Origin of the sequence: Pseudomonas siliginis (genome assembly GCF_019145195.1) — a bacterium.
GTDB lineage: Bacteria > Pseudomonadota > Gammaproteobacteria > Pseudomonadales > Pseudomonadaceae > Aquipseudomonas > Aquipseudomonas siliginis.
Genome location: NZ_JAHSTW010000002.1, coordinates 18,591 through 34,800, shown reverse-complemented (window position 1 = coordinate 34,800; position 16,210 = coordinate 18,591). Strand labels below are relative to the sequence as shown.

The following is a 16,210-nucleotide window of genomic DNA, read 5'->3' as shown; positions in this document are numbered from 1 at the left end:
CGGTGTGGGCCGCACGCCTCTCGATGGTCTGAAAAAGATGCTGGATAATAAAGCATGACCCGCTTGACGGCTAGCGCCGTCGGAGACCCTTGCAATGCCTGACCAAGATGTACGCTTGCAACACCTGAAAGTTTGGCTCGATGAGCAGTTGGCAAAGTTGTTTGCCGAGCAGGGCTGGGGCACCGTGCCCCCGGCCACGTTGACCGCGGCCAGCAGCGACGCGAGTTTCCGCCGCTACTTCCGCTGGGAGGGCGATGGTCGCAGCTTCGTGGTGATGGACGCGCCGCCACCCCAGGAAAACTGCAAACCGTTCGTGGATATCGCTTTTTTGCTGGCGAAATCCGGAATTAATGTGCCGAAAATTTACGCCGAAGACCTCGAGCGCGGTTTTCTTTTGCTCAATGACCTGGGCAACAAGACCTATCTCGACGTCATCGATGGCGAAAATGCCGACGCGTTATTCCACGATGCCCTGCAAGCGCTGTTGGCTTTTCAACAGTTGCCGATGGTGGCGCCGTTGCCCAGTTACGACGTCGCCTTGTTGCGCCGTGAGCTGGAGTTGTTCCCCGAGTGGTACGTCAAGCATGAGCTGGGCGTCGAGTTCGATGCAGCCCAGCAGCAACAGTGGCAGCACATCAGCGAGCTGCTGATCGACAGCGCGCTGGCGCAGCCGAAAGTGCTGGTGCACCGCGACTACATGCCGCGCAACCTGATGCTCAGCGAGCCCAATCCCGGCGTGCTGGATTTCCAGGACGCGGTGTACGGCCCGGTGACCTACGACGTCACCTGCCTATTCAAAGATGCCTTCCTCAGCTGGCCTGAAGAGCGTGTGCGCGGCTGGCTGGAAAGTTATTGGCAGCAAGCCTCGGCGCTGGATATTCCGGTGCAGGCGGACTTCGAAGACTTCCTGCGCGCCAGCGACTTGATGGGCGTGCAGCGTCACCTGAAAGTCATCGGCATCTTCGCGCGTATCTGCCATCGCGACGGCAAGCCGCGTTATCTGGCGGACGTGCCGCGCTTCTTCGCTTATATAGAAGCAGTGATCGCGCGCCGCCCTGAACTGGCGGAACTGCAAGCGCTGTTCAGCAGCTTGCGTGCTGGAGCGACGGCATGAAGGCAATGATTCTGGCGGCGGGCAAAGGCGAGCGCATGCGCCCGCTGACCCTGACCACGCCGAAACCGCTGGTGCGTGCCGCTGGCGTGCCGCTGATCGAGTATCACCTGCGTGCCCTCGCGGCCGCAGGTTTCAACGAAGTCGTCATCAACCACGCCTGGCTCGGTCAGCAGATCGAGGATCATCTGGGCGACGGTTCGCGTTTCGGCCTGAGCATCCAGTACTCGCCGGAAGGCGAGCCGCTGGAAACCGGTGGCGGGATTTTCCGTGCGCTGTCGTTACTTGGTGACGATGCGTTTCTGGTGGTCAACGGCGACATCTGGACCGATTACGACTTCAGCGTGCTGCACCAGCCGATCAATGGCCTGGCGCATCTGGTGCTGGCGGACAATCCGGCGCATCACCCGAAAGGCGACTTCACTCTCATCGACGGCAAAGTGCAGGATGGCGAGCCTGATGCGCAGACGCTGACTTACAGCGGTATCGCCGTGCTGCATCCGCAGTTGTTCGATGGTTGCAGCGATGGCGCGTTCAAGCTCGCGCCGCTGCTACGCAACGCCATGGCCAAAGGTGAAGTGACGGGCGAGCGGTTGAAGGGGCATTGGGTAGATGTTGGTACCTACGAGCGTCTGGCCGAAGCCGAAGCCTTGATAGAAGCGAGTCGTTGAGATGCTGTGGCCAGGGACTCTGATTGGAGCCGGAGTGGGGTACGCGATTGCCAGCATTCCGGGGGCCATGCTTGGGGCGTTGTTGGGGCAGGCGCTGGATCGGCGCTTGCACTTGCAGAGCTGGGGACATTTACGCGAAAAGCTCGGCGGCCGGCCGATGCTGCGCAACGATGAACTGCTGTTCGTGTTGCTCGGGCGTCTGGCCAAGAGCGACGGGCGCGTCACTGACGGGCATATCCAGCAGGCGCGCAATGAAATGCGCGCATTGGAAATGAGCGAACCGGCGACTCGACGGGCGATTGCTGCATTCAATCGCGGCAAGTCCGGCAGCGACAATCTGCGCGGTTATCTGCGTCGTTTGAGTTCGCAACCGCATGCGGCTGAAGGCGTGTTGCGTGCCTGTTGGCGAATGGTCTGGGCTGATGGTCGCGCCGGGGTCAGCGAACGCGAGTTGCTGGCGCAGTGGGGCAAGTGGCTCGGCTGGACGGCGCAGCAGGTGCAGGCATTGGCCAGCGATTACGAGCCGGGCAAGCGGCCGATCGTCAGTGCGGCAGTGAGTTACCAGGAGGCAATGAAGTTGCTTGGGGTGTCGGCGAGCAGCGAGCCGGCACAGATCAAGCGCGCTTACCGGCGATTGCTCAGTCGCCATCACCCGGACAAGATCGCCGGCAGTGGCGCGACCCCGGCGCAGGTGCGTGACGCGACCGAGCGTACGCGGGAATTGCATAGCGCCTATACGCTGATTCGGGAGCGGCGGGATTTTCGCTAGGCGTTAGAGGGGTGTTGTTTGTGCGGGCCTCTTCGCGAGCAGGCTCGCTCCCACATTGAATTGTGCATAGATCCAATGTGGGAGCGAGCCTGCTCGCGAAGAGGGGCGACTCGGTCTGACTGTCAGTCAACAGCCTGAGGGTTCAACCAGCCCCGCACCCGCCGAAACAATTGTTCCTGCTCAGCCTTCTTGTCCGGCAACACCTTCAGCGCCACCTGGCTGAACGCCGAGGTCTTCAGGCGCTTGCTCGCCTGCATGCGCTCCAGCGCTGCGTTGCGATCCAGCGCTCTGTCCATGTAGAAAATATCCACCGTCGGCAGCTTCAGTGTCGGCGTCAGTTCGGCGAGTGGCGGCAGGGCTTTGGCTGGTGCTTGCGCGTCAACCATGACCAGTTTTTCCACCTGCGGCGTTTGTCGCTCGCTGAGAAAACGCGCCGCCCAGTAGGCGCCGGTGCCATGCCCGAGCACGACGATGCTGCGCGCGCTCTGCTGTTCGGCGTAGGCAATCGCTGCGTCGATGCGCCCGAAGATGCGCTCGGCATCGGCTTTGGCCTGTTCTTCGCTGGTTTCGGCCACTACCTGTTCGGCAACTTCCGCTTCCCCGCCAGCGGCTTGTTCGATCGGTTGTGCGGTGGTGGCGTCTTTGCTTGCGGTTTCCGGGGCTTTCGGCGCGGCGGTCGGTTCGATTACGCGCGGAGCAATGGCGTCGCCTTGCAGATCCGGCAGGGTGATACTCAGGCTGCTCCACTCCGCATCCGGCAATTTGCGTCGCAACGGGCCGATTGCCTGCGGCCAGTCAGCGGTTTCGCCGGCACCGGGAACGATGATCACCGCGCCTTTGGGTTCGGCGCTGTTGGCCGGTTTCCACAGGGCGAGGAAAGTGTCGCTGCCAGCCTGCAGTTGTTGCTGCTCTTGCGCCGGCAGTTTACGTTGCAGTGCGGCGGCCTCTTCCTGACTACGCTCAAGCAGTGGCTGGCGCTCGGCCGGTTTTTCCTCGGCGGGTTTATCCGTGGCGGCAGGCGCCGGGTCGGCGGCTTCGACGGAAAACGCACAAGGCAGGATCAGCGACAGGCACAATGCTGGCAGTGCCAGGCGGTAGACAGAGGGCATTGGTTATTCCAGGCCAGAAAAGTATCCCGGCAGCCTAATGGGTTGGTCGGAATTTGTCAGTGTATGAGACTTCAATGAAGCGATTTTGCTGCCTGTGGGTTATCGGCTGTTTGTGGCTTCCCTTGATGGGCTGGGCGGCGCCTGCGCCACCGGCTCATGCCGCGCAATTGTCGCCAGAGCAGCAGCAATGGCTGGCGCAGCACAACGAATTGCGCGTCGGCCTGGTCTTGCAGGCGCCCTACGCGACCTACGATCGGCGCCTGCAGCGATTGTCCGGGGCCAATGTCGAGTTGATGAAGCTGCTGGCCAAAACCCTCGGCGTGGAACTGAGCTGGCGCAACTTTCAGGATCTGGGGGCATTGGAAAACGCTTTGCGCGAGGGCGAGATCGACATCGCTCCGGGCCTCAGCCAGACCCCGAGCGCGCTGCGCCTCTGGCAGTTTTCCGACCCCTACATGCGCGTGCCGCAACTGGTGGTCAGCGACCAGAAGAGCAGCGGCGCGGTCGATCTGGAAAAGCTCGACAGCGCGACCCGCGTCGCCGTGCGCATGCCAAGCAGCACCGCCGATTACCTGCGCAGCAACTATCCGCACTTGAATCTGCAAGGCGTACCGCTGGAGCGTCAGGCGTTGCAGCTGCTGTTGAGTCAGCAAGCCTCCTACGCGGTGGTCGACGAAGCGCAGTTGGGGCGGCTGTCGGTGGAGCCGGAGTTTGCCGAACTGGTGGTGGTTGGCGATATCGGCCTGCCGCAACTGCTGCGTGTGGCCTCGCGGCGCGATTGGCCGCAACTGGCCGGCATCGTCCAGAGCGCCTTGCGCGCGATCCCGGCCAAGGATCTGGAGCAATTGCACAACCAATGGCTGCAGCCGAAATACCCCCGGCTGACCGAGTCTCCTGGATTCTGGCAGAACCTCAGTCTGTTGTTCGCGGTGATGCTGCTCAGTTGCGCGGCGATCGTGGTCTGGCAACGACGCCAACAGCACAGTCTCGAACAACGTTTGCTCAGCGCCCGCGAAGACATTGCACTGCGCGCGGCCAGTGAAGAGGCGCTGCGGCTGACCCAGTTTTCCATAGACCAAAGCACCGTCGGCATTCTCTGGGTCAATTGGGACAGCCATGTGCGCTACGCCAACCGCGCGGCGGAAAACATGCTCGGCTATCCCTCGGGCGGGCTGATCGAACGGCCGCTTATCGATTTCGAGCCCGGCCTGCACATGGATCGCTGGCTCAATCTGTGGAAGCGTGCACGGGCCAGTGAAGAAGGGCCGCTGAGCTTCGAAACCAGCTGCCTGCGCGCAGATGGCAGTGTGCTGCCGGCGGACGTTTCCCTGAGTTTTCTGCGTTTTCGCGACAGTGAATATCTGGTGGTCTACCTCACCGATGTCACCGACCGCCGCCGCGCGCTCGCCGCTTTGCAGGAAAGCGAGGCGCGCCTGCAAGGCATCGCCGCCAACGTTCCGGGTCTGGTGTTCAGGCTGGAGCGGGCACCGGTCACCGGGCAGATCGACTTTGCCTACATCAGCGAGGGCAGCGAAAGTCTGGTCGGTTATGCACCGGCAGCCATCGCCCATCGCGACATGGGCCTGCGCAGCCTGGTGCACCCCGACGACAGGGCCAGTTATCACCGTACTCAGGATCAGGCGCTGGACACTGACAGCGACTGGTCGTGGCAGGGCCGCATCGTCACGCGCCGGGGCGAGCAGCGCTGGGCCGAGATCAAGGCGATCACCCGCCAGCTGGAGGACGGCGCCTATGTGTGGGACGGCATCGTCTGGGACATTAGCGAAAGCAAACGCATAGAGCTGGAACTGGCGGCCTCGCGCGAGCAACTGCGTGAACTGTCGGCGCACCTGGAGAGCGTGCGCGAAGAAGAGAAGGCGCGCATCGCCCGGGAAGTTCATGATGAGTTGGGGCAGATGCTCACCGTGCTGAAACTGGAGACATCGATGTGCGAATTGGCCTACGCGCAACTCGATCCGGGACTCAACGAGCGGCTCAACAGCATGAAACGCCTGATCGCGCAGTTGTTTCAGCTGGTACGTGATGTAGCGACGGCGTTGCGCCCGCCGATCCTTGATGCTGGGATTGCCTCGGCCATCGAGTGGCAGGCTCGGCGTTTCGAGGCGCGCACACAGATACCGTGTCTGGTGCAGGTGCCGGACAACCTGCCGGCACTCAGCGATGCCAAAGCGGTGGGGCTGTTCCGGATTTTGCAGGAGGCGCTGACCAATGTGATGCGCCATGCTCAGGCGCACACGGTGGAGCTGACGCTGGAGCTTGCGGGCGATGAATTGTGTCTGACCGTCAGCGATGATGGCGTAGGATTTGTCGCGGCCGAGGGTAGGCCGACGTCGTTTGGCCTGGTCGGCATGCGTGAGCGGGTGCTGATCATGGGCGGGCGGCTGGAGCTGGTGAGTGAGCCGGGGGAGGGCACCAGTCTGGTGGTGCGAGTGCCGGTGAGTGAAGTCTGAGGATTTGTGTCGTGAGCGCTGACGCCTTCGCGAGCAGGCTCGCTCCCACAGGGATTGGTGTGTACCTGAAATCTGGAGAAGAACGTGATCCGTGTACTGGTAGCCGAAGACCACACCATCGTCCGCGAAGGCATCAAGCAATTGATCGGCCTGGCCAAAGATCTGCAAGTAGTGGGGGAGGCGAGCAATGGTGAGCAACTGCTCGAAACCCTGCGCAGCGTGCCGTGCGAGGTGGTGCTGCTGGACATCTCCATGCCCGGCGTCAACGGCCTGGAAGCGATCCCGCGCATCCGTGCGCTGAACAATCCGCCGGCGATTCTGGTGCTGTCGATGCACGACGAAGCGCAAATGGCTGCGCGCGCATTGAAGGTCGGCGCGGCCGGGTATGCGACCAAGGACAGCGATCCGGCGCTGCTGCTCACGGCGATCCGCAAGGTCGCGGCGGGCGGGCGCTACATTGACCCGGAACTGGCCGACCGCATGGTCTTCGAAGTCGGCCTGACCGATACCCGGCCACTGCATTCGCTGTTGTCAGAACGCGAATTCTCGGTGTTCGAACGCCTGGCCCAGGGCGCCAACGTCAACGACATCGCCCAGCAACTGGCCTTGAGCAGCAAGACCATCAGCACGCACAAGGCGCGGCTGATGCAGAAGCTCAACATCACCTCCCTGGCCGAACTGGTGAAATACGCGATGGAGCACAAACTCCTCTGACCGTCACCGCCCTCATGTGGGAGCGAGTTGGCATATCCATTAGCGACAGACGCTTTTGCCTTTACTAGCGGCTTGCAGCTTGCCCCTTGCCGCTGCGTTTGCCCAAACGCGCCATCCTTGTAGGGCAATCCCTACCCCCAACCTTCCATTGCGCTTAAGCGATTCTCTCCTGCGCCCCGATTTGCGTGGCCGCCGCCAGCCACTAGGCTTGATGAACTAGCAGTCATCAACAACAAAGGTGTGGGTATGAGCCAGGTCGATACAAGCGCAGGGACCAGTGATGTGCTGGTCAGCTTTCGTGGTGTGCAGAAGAGCTACGACGGCGAGAACCTGATCGTCAAAGACCTCAACCTGGACATTCGCAAGGGCGAATTTCTTACCCTGCTCGGGCCGTCCGGTTCCGGCAAGACCACCAGCCTGATGATGCTCGCCGGGTTCGAAACGCCGACCGCCGGTGAAATCCTCCTGTCCGGGCGTTCGATCAACAACGTGCCGCCGCACAAGCGCGATATCGGCATGGTGTTCCAGAACTACGCGCTGTTCCCGCACATGACTGTCGCGGAGAATCTTGCTTTCCCGTTGACCGTGCGCGGCTTGAACAAAAGCGACGTCAGCGAGCGGGTGAAGAAAGTCCTCAGCATGGTTCAGCTCGATGCCTTCGCCTCGCGTTACCCGGCGCAGTTGTCCGGTGGTCAGCAGCAACGTGTGGCACTGGCCCGCGCGCTGGTGTTCGAACCGCAGCTGGTGCTGATGGACGAGCCGCTGGGCGCCCTCGACAAGCAACTGCGTGAACACATGCAGATGGAGATCAAGCACCTGCACCAGCGCCTCGGCGTGACCGTGGTCTACGTGACCCACGATCAGGGTGAAGCATTGACCATGTCCGACCGCGTCGCGGTGTTCCATCAAGGCGAAATCCAGCAGATCGCCCCGCCGCGCACCCTATACGAAGAACCGAAAAACACCTTCGTCGCCAACTTCATTGGCGAGAACAACCGCCTCAACGGCCACCTGCTCAGCCAGAGCGGCGAGCGCTGCGTGGTCGAGTTGGGGCGTGGAGAGAAGGTCGAGGCGCTGGCCGTCAACGTTGGCCAGACCGGCGAACCGGTAACCCTGTCGATCCGTCCGGAGCGCGTCAGCCTCAACGGCTCGAGCGATCAATGCGTCAACCGCTTCTCAGGGAGGGTGGCGGAATTCATCTATCTGGGCGACCACGTCCGGGTGCGCCTGGAAGTCTGCGGCAAGACCGACTTCTTCGTGAAACAACCGATTGCCGAGCTCGATCCTGCGCTCGCTGTCGGCGACGTGGTACCGCTTGGCTGGCAGGTCGAGCACGTTCGCGCGCTCGATCCGCTTTTAGAGGCGCACTAAGCGCCCCGGCAATACCAACACCAACCCTGCACGTGGAGAGAACAATAAATGTTGAGATCCCTGAAGTTCACCGCCCTGACTCTGGGCCTGATGGGTGCGACCGGCGCGATGGCTGCCGGCCCGGACTTGACCGTGGTGTCGTTTGGCGGGGCGAACAAGGCGGCGCAAGTCAAAGCCTTCTATGCACCGTGGGAAGCGGCGGGTAACGGCAAGATCGTTGCCGGCGAATACAACGGCGAGATGGCCAAGGTCAAAGCCATGGTCGACACCAAGAGCGTGTCGTGGGATCTGGTCGAAGTTGAATCGCCAGAGCTGTCCCGGGGTTGCGACGAAGACATGTTCGAGCAACTCGACCCGGCACTGTTCGGCAAGACCGAAGACTACGTCAAGGGCGCCATTCAGCCGTGCGGCGTAGGTTTCTTCGTCTGGTCGACCGTACTGGCTTACAACGCTGACAAGCTGAAAACCCCGCCGACCAGTTGGGCGGATTTCTGGGACACCAAGAAATTCCCGGGCAAGCGCGGTCTGCGCAAAGGCGCCAAATACACCCTCGAATTCGCGCTGATGGCCGACGGTGTAGCTCCGAAAGACGTCTACAAAGAGCTGGCGAGCAAGGGCGGCCAGGATCGCGCGTTCAAGAAACTCGATGAGCTCAAGCCAAGCATTCAGTGGTGGGAAGCCGGCGCACAACCGCCGCAATACCTCGCTTCCGGTGATGTGGTGATGAGCTCGGCCTACAACGGTCGCATCGCGGCGGTGCAGAAAGAATCCAACCTGAAAGTGGTATGGAACGGCGGCATCTACGACTTCGACGCCTGGGCCATCCCGAAAGGTCTGGATGCCAAGCGCGCGGAAGCGGCGAAAAAATTCATCGCTTTCTCGGTACAGCCGCAGCAGCAGAAGACCTACTCGGAAAACATCGCCTACGGCCCGGCCAACACCCAGGCCGTGCCGCTGCTGGCCAAGGATGTCCTGAAAGACATGCCGACCACCCCGGAAAACATCGCCAACCAGGTGCAGATCGACGTCAGCTTCTGGGCTGACAACGGCGAGCAACTGGAACAGCGCTTCAATTCCTGGGCGGCGAAATAACCACTGTTTTACCTGTATGGAGATGGCAAGGGCGCTTTGTGGCGAGGGGATTTATCCCCGTTGGGTTGCGAAGCAGCCCCGAAGCCATACCCGCTCGGTGGGTCAGGTAAACCGCATTCTCAGGTTTTACGACTGCTGCGCAGCCGAACGGGGATAAATCCCCTCGCCACAAAGGTTCGCTGCCACAGGAGGGCTCGCTCCCACAGGTAGCAGTGTTTCAACGCAACAGAGGTGGTTCGCCACCTCTGTAACGATCAAAGATTTGCGGAGTACGTCATGGCCATCGCCGTTCCCCTGAACGAAGGCAACAGCCCCACCTTGAAGCAGAAGCTCAAGCACGCCGAGCGGGTCAACCGCTGGAAGGCCCAGGCACTGATTGCGCCGCTGGTGCTGTTTCTGCTGCTGGTGTTTCTGGTGCCGATCGTGGCGCTGCTCTATAAAAGCGTCGGCAACCCGGAAGTGGTTGGCGGCATGCCGCGCACTGTCACTGCCATCGCCAGTTGGGACGGCCGTGGTCTGCCCGCCGAACCGGTGTACAAGGCGGCCAGCGAAGACCTCGCCGAAGCCCGCAAAAACCAGACGCTGGGCGATCTGTCCAAGCGCTTGAACATGGAGTTGGCCGGCTACCGCAGCCTGCTGACCAAAACCGCTCGGGCGCTGCCGTTCGCCAGCGAACCGGCTTCTTATAAAGAAGCGCTGGAAGCGCTCGACGAACGCTGGGGCGACCCGGCCTACTGGCAAGCGGTGAAACGCAACACCAGCAGCATCACTCCGTATTACCTGCTGGCGGCGGTCGATCACCGTATCGATGACCTCGGCGAACTGGCCCCGGCCACCCCGGATCAGGCGATCTACCTCGACATCTTCGCCCGCACGTTCTGGATGGGCCTGGTCATCACCGTGATCTGCCTGTTGCTCGCTTATCCATTGGCTTATCTGCTGGCGAATCTGCCTTCGCGGCAGAGCAACCTGCTGATGATTCTGGTGCTGCTGCCGTTCTGGACTTCGATTCTGGTGCGGGTCGCAGCGTGGATCGTGCTGCTGCAATCCGGCGGCCTGATCAATAGTGCGCTGCTGGCCATGGGCATCATTGATAAACCGCTGGAACTGGTGTTTAACCGCACCGGCGTGTACATCTCGATGGTGCACATTCTGCTGCCGTTCATGATTCTGCCGATCTACAGCGTGATGAAAGGCATCTCGCCGACCTACATGCGCGCGGCGATTTCCCTCGGCTGTCATCCGTTCGCCAGTTTCTGGCGGGTGTACTTCCCGCAGACCTACGCGGGTGTCGGCGCCGGCTGCCTGTTGGTGTTCATCCTCGCCATCGGCTACTACATCACCCCGGCGCTGCTCGGCAGCCCGAACGACCAAATGGTCAGCTACTTCGTCGCCTTCTACACCAACACCAGCATCAACTGGGGCATGGCCACCGCGCTCGGCGGCTTGCTGTTGCTGGCGACCGTGGTGCTTTATCTGATCTACAGCTGGCTGGTCGGCGCCAGTCGCCTGCGCCTGAGCTAAGGGGAATTTGCGATGCTGAGTCCTTACATGTCGCCCATCGAACGGGTGTGGTTCTACAGCCTGCGGATCCTCTGCGGCCTGATTCTATTGTTTCTGATCCTGCCGGTGCTGGTGATCATTCCGCTGTCGTTCAACTCGGGGAGTTTTCTGGTCTATCCACTGCAGGGTTTCTCGCTGCAGTGGTACCACGACTTCTTCGCCTCGGCGGAATGGATGCGCGCGCTGAAGAACAGCATCATCGTCGCCCCGGCGGCGACGGTGCTGGCGATGATCTTCGGCACCCTGGCGGCGATCGGTCTGACCCGTGGCGACTTCCCCGGCAAGTCGCTGGTGATGGCGCTGGTGATTTCGCCGATGGTGGTGCCGGTGGTGATCATTGGCGTGGCGAGTTATCTGTTCTTCGCGCCGCTGGGGCTGGGTAACAGCTTCTTCTCGCTGATCGTCGTGCATGCGGTATTGGGTGTGCCGTTTGTGATCATCACCGTGTCGGCGACGTTGCAGGGTTTTAATCACAACCTGGTGCGTGCGGCTGCGAGTCTCGGTGCTTCACCCCTGACGGCGTTCCGCCGGGTGACCTTGCCGCTGATTGCGCCGGGAGTGATTTCCGGGGCGCTGTTTGCCTTTGCGACTTCTTTCGATGAAGTGGTGGTGACGCTGTTTCTCGCCGGGCCTGAGCAGGCGACATTGCCTCGGCAGATGTTCAGCGGGATTCGCGAAAACCTCAGCCCGACGATTGCCGCTGCGGCGACGTTACTGATTGCTTTCTCGGTGATCTTGCTGCTGACGCTGGAATGGCTGCGCGGACGCAGCGAGAAACTGCGTACTGCGCAAGTCTGACTTCGAAAGCGGTCAAAAATGTGGAAGCGAGCCTGCTCGCGAAGGCGGTGTGTCTGCTCATTTCAGTTGAAAGGGCTACCGTATTCGCGAGCAGGCTCGCTCCCACAGTTGATCGTGGTCTTCTCGATCTGGTCATTCATAGGGTGAATAGCAGACAACCCCAAATCCCCAGCTAATCTTGTGCCCAGCTCCCACATCTATAAGAGGCTGCGCACCATGAGTCTGTCCCAGTTCAAAATCGCTCACAAACTGATCACCGGCGCCGCAGCCATCGAGCAACTGGCTGCCGAACTCACCCGCCTCGACATCGACAACCCGTTGATCGTCACCGACGCCGCGCTGGTCAAGTCCGGTACTGTCGAGCTGGCGCTGGTGCAACTCGGCGGACGCGAATACGAGATTTTCGACCGTGTACTGCCCGATCCGGAAATCGCCATCGTCGAAGACTGCATGCGTGCCTACCGTGAGGGCGGGCATGACGGTTTGATCGGCCTCGGGGGCGGCAGCGCCATCGATATTGCCAAAAGTGTCGCCGCCTACGCCGGATATCACGGCGCGCTGGAAGATCTGTTCGGCGTCGATCAGGTGCCGCGCAAGGGCCCGCCGCTGATAGCCATTCCGACCACCGCCGGCACCGGCTCTGAAGTCACCAATGTGGCGATCCTCTCGGACAAGGTCGCGCAGTTGAAGAAAGGCATCGTCAGCGACTATCTGTTGCCCGATGTGGCGCTGGTCAGTCCGCAAATGACCCTGACCTGTCCGCGCAGCGTTACCGCCGCCAGTGGTGTCGATGCACTGGTGCACGCTATCGAATCCTATCTGTCGGTGAACGCCTCGCCGATCACCGACTCCCTCGCCATCGGCGCAATCAAGCTGATCGCCAGCGCTCTGCCCAAGGCCTACGCCAACGGCGCCAACCTGCAAGCGCGCGAAGACATGGCCACCGCCAGCCTCATGGCCGGCATGGCGTTCGGTAACGCCGGGGTCGGTGCGGTGCATGCGCTGGCGTATCCGCTGGGCGGTCGCTTCAACATTGCCCACGGTGTCAGCAATGCCTTGCTGCTGCCCTATGTGATGACCTGGAACAAAATGGCCTGTGTTGAACGCATGCAGGATATTGCCGAAGCCATGGGCGTGAAGACCGCGCATCTGAGCGCCAGCGAAGCTGCGGACAAAGCCGTGCAGGCCATGACCGACCTGTGCGCGGCGGTGGAAATCCCTGCCGGGCTGCGCAGTTTCGGCGTGCCGGAGGAAGCGATCCCGGCGATGGCCGTGGAAGCCGCCGGCATCGAGCGGCTGATGCGCAACAATCCGCGCAAACTCAGCGCCGGCGATATCGAGAAGATCTACCGCGCGGCTTACTGAGGCGCGGTCGCTGAGGGCTCATGGCACAACCCAATCATCGCGGTCCCGGTGCGCGTGTGGAAACTTGAGGTATACAATGCGCGCCATCGTGATTTAGCTCAGCACAGGTGCGTCATGCAGCCCTTCGTAATTGCTCCGTCGATCCTCTCCGCCGACTTCGCCCGCCTCGGCGAGGAAGTGGACAACGTTCTCGCCGCCGGCGCCGACTTCGTCCACTTCGATGTCATGGACAACCACTACGTACCGAACCTGACGATCGGCCCGATGGTCTGCGCGGCACTGCGCAAGTATGGCGTCACCGCGCCGATCGACGCGCACCTGATGGTCAGCCCGGTGGACCGCATCGTCGGCGACTTCATCGAAGCCGGCGCGACCTACATTACCTTCCACCCGGAAGCCACGCTGCACGTCGATCGCTCGCTGCAACTGATCCGCGAAGGCGGGTGCAAGTCCGGTCTGGTGTTCAATCCGGCGACTCCGCTGGACGTGCTCAAGTACGTGATCGACAAGGTCGACATGGTCCTGCTGATGAGCGTCAACCCGGGCTTCGGCGGGCAGAAGTTCATTCCCGGCACCCTCGACAAACTGCGTGAAGCGCGGGCGATCATCGACGCCTCGGGCCGCGACATCCGCCTGGAAATCGACGGCGGCGTCAACGTCAACAATATCCGCGAAATTGCCGCTGCTGGTGCTGACACCTTCGTCGCCGGCTCGGCCATTTTCAACGCGCCGAACTATCAGGAAGTCATCGACAAGATGCGTTCCGAACTGGCACTGGCACGCCCATGAGCGGTTTTGAGCAGTTGTTCCCGGGGCAGCTGCCACGGTTGGTGATGTTCGATCTGGATGGCACGCTGATCGATTCGGTTCCCGACCTGGCAGCGGCGGTGGACACCATGCTGCTCTCCCTCGGCCGTCCGCCGGCAGGTATCGAAGCGGTGCGCGAATGGGTCGGCAATGGCGCGCCGGTGCTGGTGCGTCGGGCCTTGGCGGGTGGTATCGATGACTCGGCAGTGGACGACGCTGAAGCCGAGCGCGCACTGGAGATTTTCATGGAGGCTTACGGCGCCAGCCATGAGCTGACCGTGGTCTATCCCGGTGTGCGCGACACGCTCAAGTGGCTGCACAAGCAAGGCGTGGCCATGGCGCTGATCACCAACAAGCCCGAGCGCTTCGTCGCGCCTCTGCTCGATCAGATGAAGATCGGCCGCTACTTCAAGTGGATCATCGGCGGCGATACCCTGCCGCAGAAGAAGCCTGACCCGGCGGCGCTGTTTTTCGTGATGAAAATGGCCAACATTCCGGCCTCGCAATCGTTGTTCGTCGGCGACTCGCGCAGCGATGTGCAGGCGGCGAAAGCAGCGGGGGTCAAGTGTGTGGCGCTGAGTTACGGCTACAACCATGGCCGGCCGATTGCCGAGGAATCCCCGGCACTGGTGATCGACGATTTGCGCAAACTAATTCCCGGTTGCCTGGATCTGGCCGGTGGGATAACGTTGCCCGACGCTGTTCAACCCCCTTCTGGAAACGCCATCGTGGTGGTCACCCGCAAACTCTGGATGAAAGTCATCAAGGCCCTGGCCCGCTGGCGTTGGCGCGCCTGACTGATTCTGGCCGGCCCTGCCGGCGCGTTTGCATACCTGACTGATTGCACCTCACACCACGAGGCACCTTATGAATCGCGAAGAATTCCTGCGTCTGGCCGCTGATGGCTATAACCGCATCCCGTTGGCCTGCGAAACCCTGGCCGACTTCGACACGCCGCTGTCGATCTACCTGAAACTGGCCGACCAGCCCAACTCCTACCTGCTCGAGTCGGTGCAGGGCGGCGAGAAATGGGGCCGTTATTCGATCATCGGCTTGCCGTGCCGCACCGTGCTGCGGGTTCATGACCATCACGTCAGCATCACCGTCGATGGCGTCGAGACCGAAAGCCATGACGTCGAAGACCCGCTGGCCTTCGTTGAAACGTTCAAGGCCCGTTACAACGTGCCGACCATTTCCGGCCTGCCGCGCTTCAACGGGGGCCTGGTCGGTTACTTCGGTTATGACTGCGTGCGCTATGTCGAGAAGCGTCTGGGCAAGTGCCCGAACCCGGATCCGCTGGGCGTGCCGGACATTCTGCTGATGGTTTCCGACGCCGTGGTGGTGTTCGACAACCTGGCCGGCAAGATGCACGCGATTGTCCTCGCCGACCCGGCCCAGGCCGATGCCTTCGAGCAAGGTCAGGCGCGTTTGCAGGAACTGCTCGAGCAACTGCGTCAGCCGATCACCCCGCGTCGTGGCCTGGATTTCAGCAAACAGCAATCGGCCGATCCGGTGTTTCGTTCCAGTTTCACCCAGGACGATTACGAAAAAGCCGTCGACACCATCAAGGAATACATCCTTGCCGGCGACTGCATGCAGGTGGTGCCGTCGCAGCGCATGTCGATCGACTTCAAGGCTGCGCCGATCGATCTGTATCGCGCGCTGCGTTGCTTCAACCCGACGCCGTATATGTACTTCTTCAACTTCGGCGATTTCCACGTCGTCGGCAGCTCGCCGGAAGTGCTGGTGCGCGTCGAAGACAACCTGATCACCGTGCGCCCGATCGCCGGCACGCGCCCACGCGGTGCCACCGAAGAAGCCGATGTGGCGCTGGAGCAGGATCTGCTCTCGGATGACAAGGAGATCGCCGAGCACTTGATGCTGATCGATCTGGGTCGCAACGATACCGGGCGAGTCTCGGAAATCGGCTCGGTGAAGCTCACCGAGAAAATGGTCATCGAGCGTTATTCCAATGTGATGCACATCGTCTCCAACGTCACCGGCCAGTTGAAGTCGGGCCTGACCGCGATGGACGCACTACGAGCGATTTTGCCGGCGGGTACGTTGTCGGGCGCGCCGAAGATTCGCGCGATGGAAATCATCGACGAGCTGGAGCCGGTCAAGCGTGGCGTGTACGGCGGTGCGGTCGGTTACTTCGCCTGGAACGGCAACATGGACACCGCCATCGCCATTCGCACGGCGGTGATCAAGAACGGCGAGCTGCACGTGCAGGCCGGCGGCGGCATCGTCGCCGACTCGGTGCCGGCGCTGGAATGGGAAGAAACCCTGAACAAACGCCGCGCGATGTTCCGCGCCGTTGCCCTGGCTGAGCAAACCCCGGACGCCTGAGCCACGCAATTTCCCGTGTG

General features: G+C 61.7%; 14 protein-coding genes. 13 read left to right on the top strand and 1 reads right to left on the bottom strand.

Annotated features, from left to right (window positions below; all coding sequences use genetic code 11):
• The first annotated feature begins 94 nt into the window (after positions 1–94).
• Genes KVG87_RS04020 through KVG87_RS04010 form a run of 3 tightly spaced genes read left to right on the top strand, consistent with a single transcriptional unit; the run spans position 95 to position 2,551 of the window.
• Positions 95–1,114: an aminoglycoside phosphotransferase family protein gene (locus tag KVG87_RS04020; RefSeq protein ID WP_217849434.1), complete on the top strand. Its 1,020-nt coding sequence runs from the start codon at positions 95–97 to the stop codon at positions 1,112–1,114.
• A complete protein-coding gene (murU, locus tag KVG87_RS04015; protein WP_217849432.1) occupies positions 1,111–1,782 on the top strand; it encodes an N-acetylmuramate alpha-1-phosphate uridylyltransferase MurU in 672 nt (223 codons plus the stop codon). The genes KVG87_RS04020 and murU overlap by 4 nt, the downstream gene beginning before the upstream one ends.
• Before the next feature lies 1 nt (position 1,783).
• Positions 1,784–2,551, top strand: coding sequence for a TerB family tellurite resistance protein (locus tag KVG87_RS04010; protein WP_217849429.1), 768 nt, complete (start codon positions 1,784–1,786; stop codon positions 2,549–2,551).
• Positions 2,552–2,673: 122 nt separating this feature from the next.
• Here the strand turns inward: KVG87_RS04010 and KVG87_RS04005 are convergent, their stop codons facing one another.
• Complete coding sequence (locus tag KVG87_RS04005; RefSeq protein WP_217849427.1) at positions 2,674–3,660, bottom strand: alpha/beta hydrolase family protein; 987 nt, start codon at positions 3,658–3,660, stop codon at positions 2,674–2,676.
• Positions 3,661–3,734: 74 nt separating this feature from the next.
• Between KVG87_RS04005 and KVG87_RS04000 the strand changes: the two genes are divergently transcribed.
• The 10 genes from KVG87_RS04000 (at position 3,735) to trpE (ending at position 16,190) form a co-directional block, all read left to right on the top strand.
• Positions 3,735–6,131 (top strand): PAS domain-containing sensor histidine kinase, encoded by a 2,397-nt coding sequence (locus tag KVG87_RS04000; RefSeq protein WP_217849425.1) that lies wholly within the window; start codon positions 3,735–3,737, stop codon positions 6,129–6,131.
• 84 nt (positions 6,132–6,215) lie between these two features.
• On the top strand, positions 6,216–6,845 hold the full coding sequence (locus KVG87_RS03995; protein WP_003228820.1) for a response regulator: 630 nt from the start codon (positions 6,216–6,218) through the stop codon (positions 6,843–6,845).
• A gap of 246 nt (positions 6,846–7,091) precedes the next feature.
• Positions 7,092–8,216 carry an ABC transporter ATP-binding protein gene (locus KVG87_RS03990; RefSeq protein ID WP_217849423.1) on the top strand — a complete coding sequence of 375 codons (1,125 nt, stop codon included), beginning with the start codon at positions 7,092–7,094 and terminating at the stop codon, positions 8,214–8,216.
• A gap of 48 nt (positions 8,217–8,264) precedes the next feature.
• Complete coding sequence (locus KVG87_RS03985; RefSeq protein ID WP_217849420.1) at positions 8,265–9,308, top strand: ABC transporter substrate-binding protein; 1,044 nt, start codon at positions 8,265–8,267, stop codon at positions 9,306–9,308.
• Between the two features lie 276 nt (positions 9,309–9,584).
• Entirely contained in the window at positions 9,585–10,832 is a 1,248-nt protein-coding gene (locus KVG87_RS03980) for an ABC transporter permease (RefSeq protein WP_076564337.1), read from the top strand.
• 12 nt (positions 10,833–10,844) lie between these two features.
• Complete coding sequence (locus tag KVG87_RS03975) at positions 10,845–11,669, top strand: ABC transporter permease (protein WP_016772909.1); 825 nt, start codon at positions 10,845–10,847, stop codon at positions 11,667–11,669.
• Positions 11,670–11,885: 216 nt separating this feature from the next.
• A complete protein-coding gene (locus KVG87_RS03970; protein WP_016772910.1) occupies positions 11,886–13,034 on the top strand; it encodes an iron-containing alcohol dehydrogenase in 1,149 nt (382 codons plus the stop codon).
• A 114-nt stretch (positions 13,035–13,148) separates the two neighbouring features.
• Entirely contained in the window at positions 13,149–13,823 is a 675-nt protein-coding gene (gene rpe, locus KVG87_RS03965; RefSeq protein ID WP_007918813.1) for a ribulose-phosphate 3-epimerase, read from the top strand.
• Positions 13,820–14,638, top strand: coding sequence for a phosphoglycolate phosphatase (locus tag KVG87_RS03960; RefSeq protein ID WP_122612452.1), 819 nt, complete (start codon positions 13,820–13,822; stop codon positions 14,636–14,638). The genes rpe and KVG87_RS03960 overlap by 4 nt, the downstream gene beginning before the upstream one ends.
• A gap of 70 nt (positions 14,639–14,708) precedes the next feature.
• Positions 14,709–16,190, top strand: coding sequence for an anthranilate synthase component I (gene trpE / locus KVG87_RS03955; protein ID WP_150636785.1), 1,482 nt, complete (start codon positions 14,709–14,711; stop codon positions 16,188–16,190).
• Positions 16,191–16,210 lie beyond the last annotated feature (20 nt).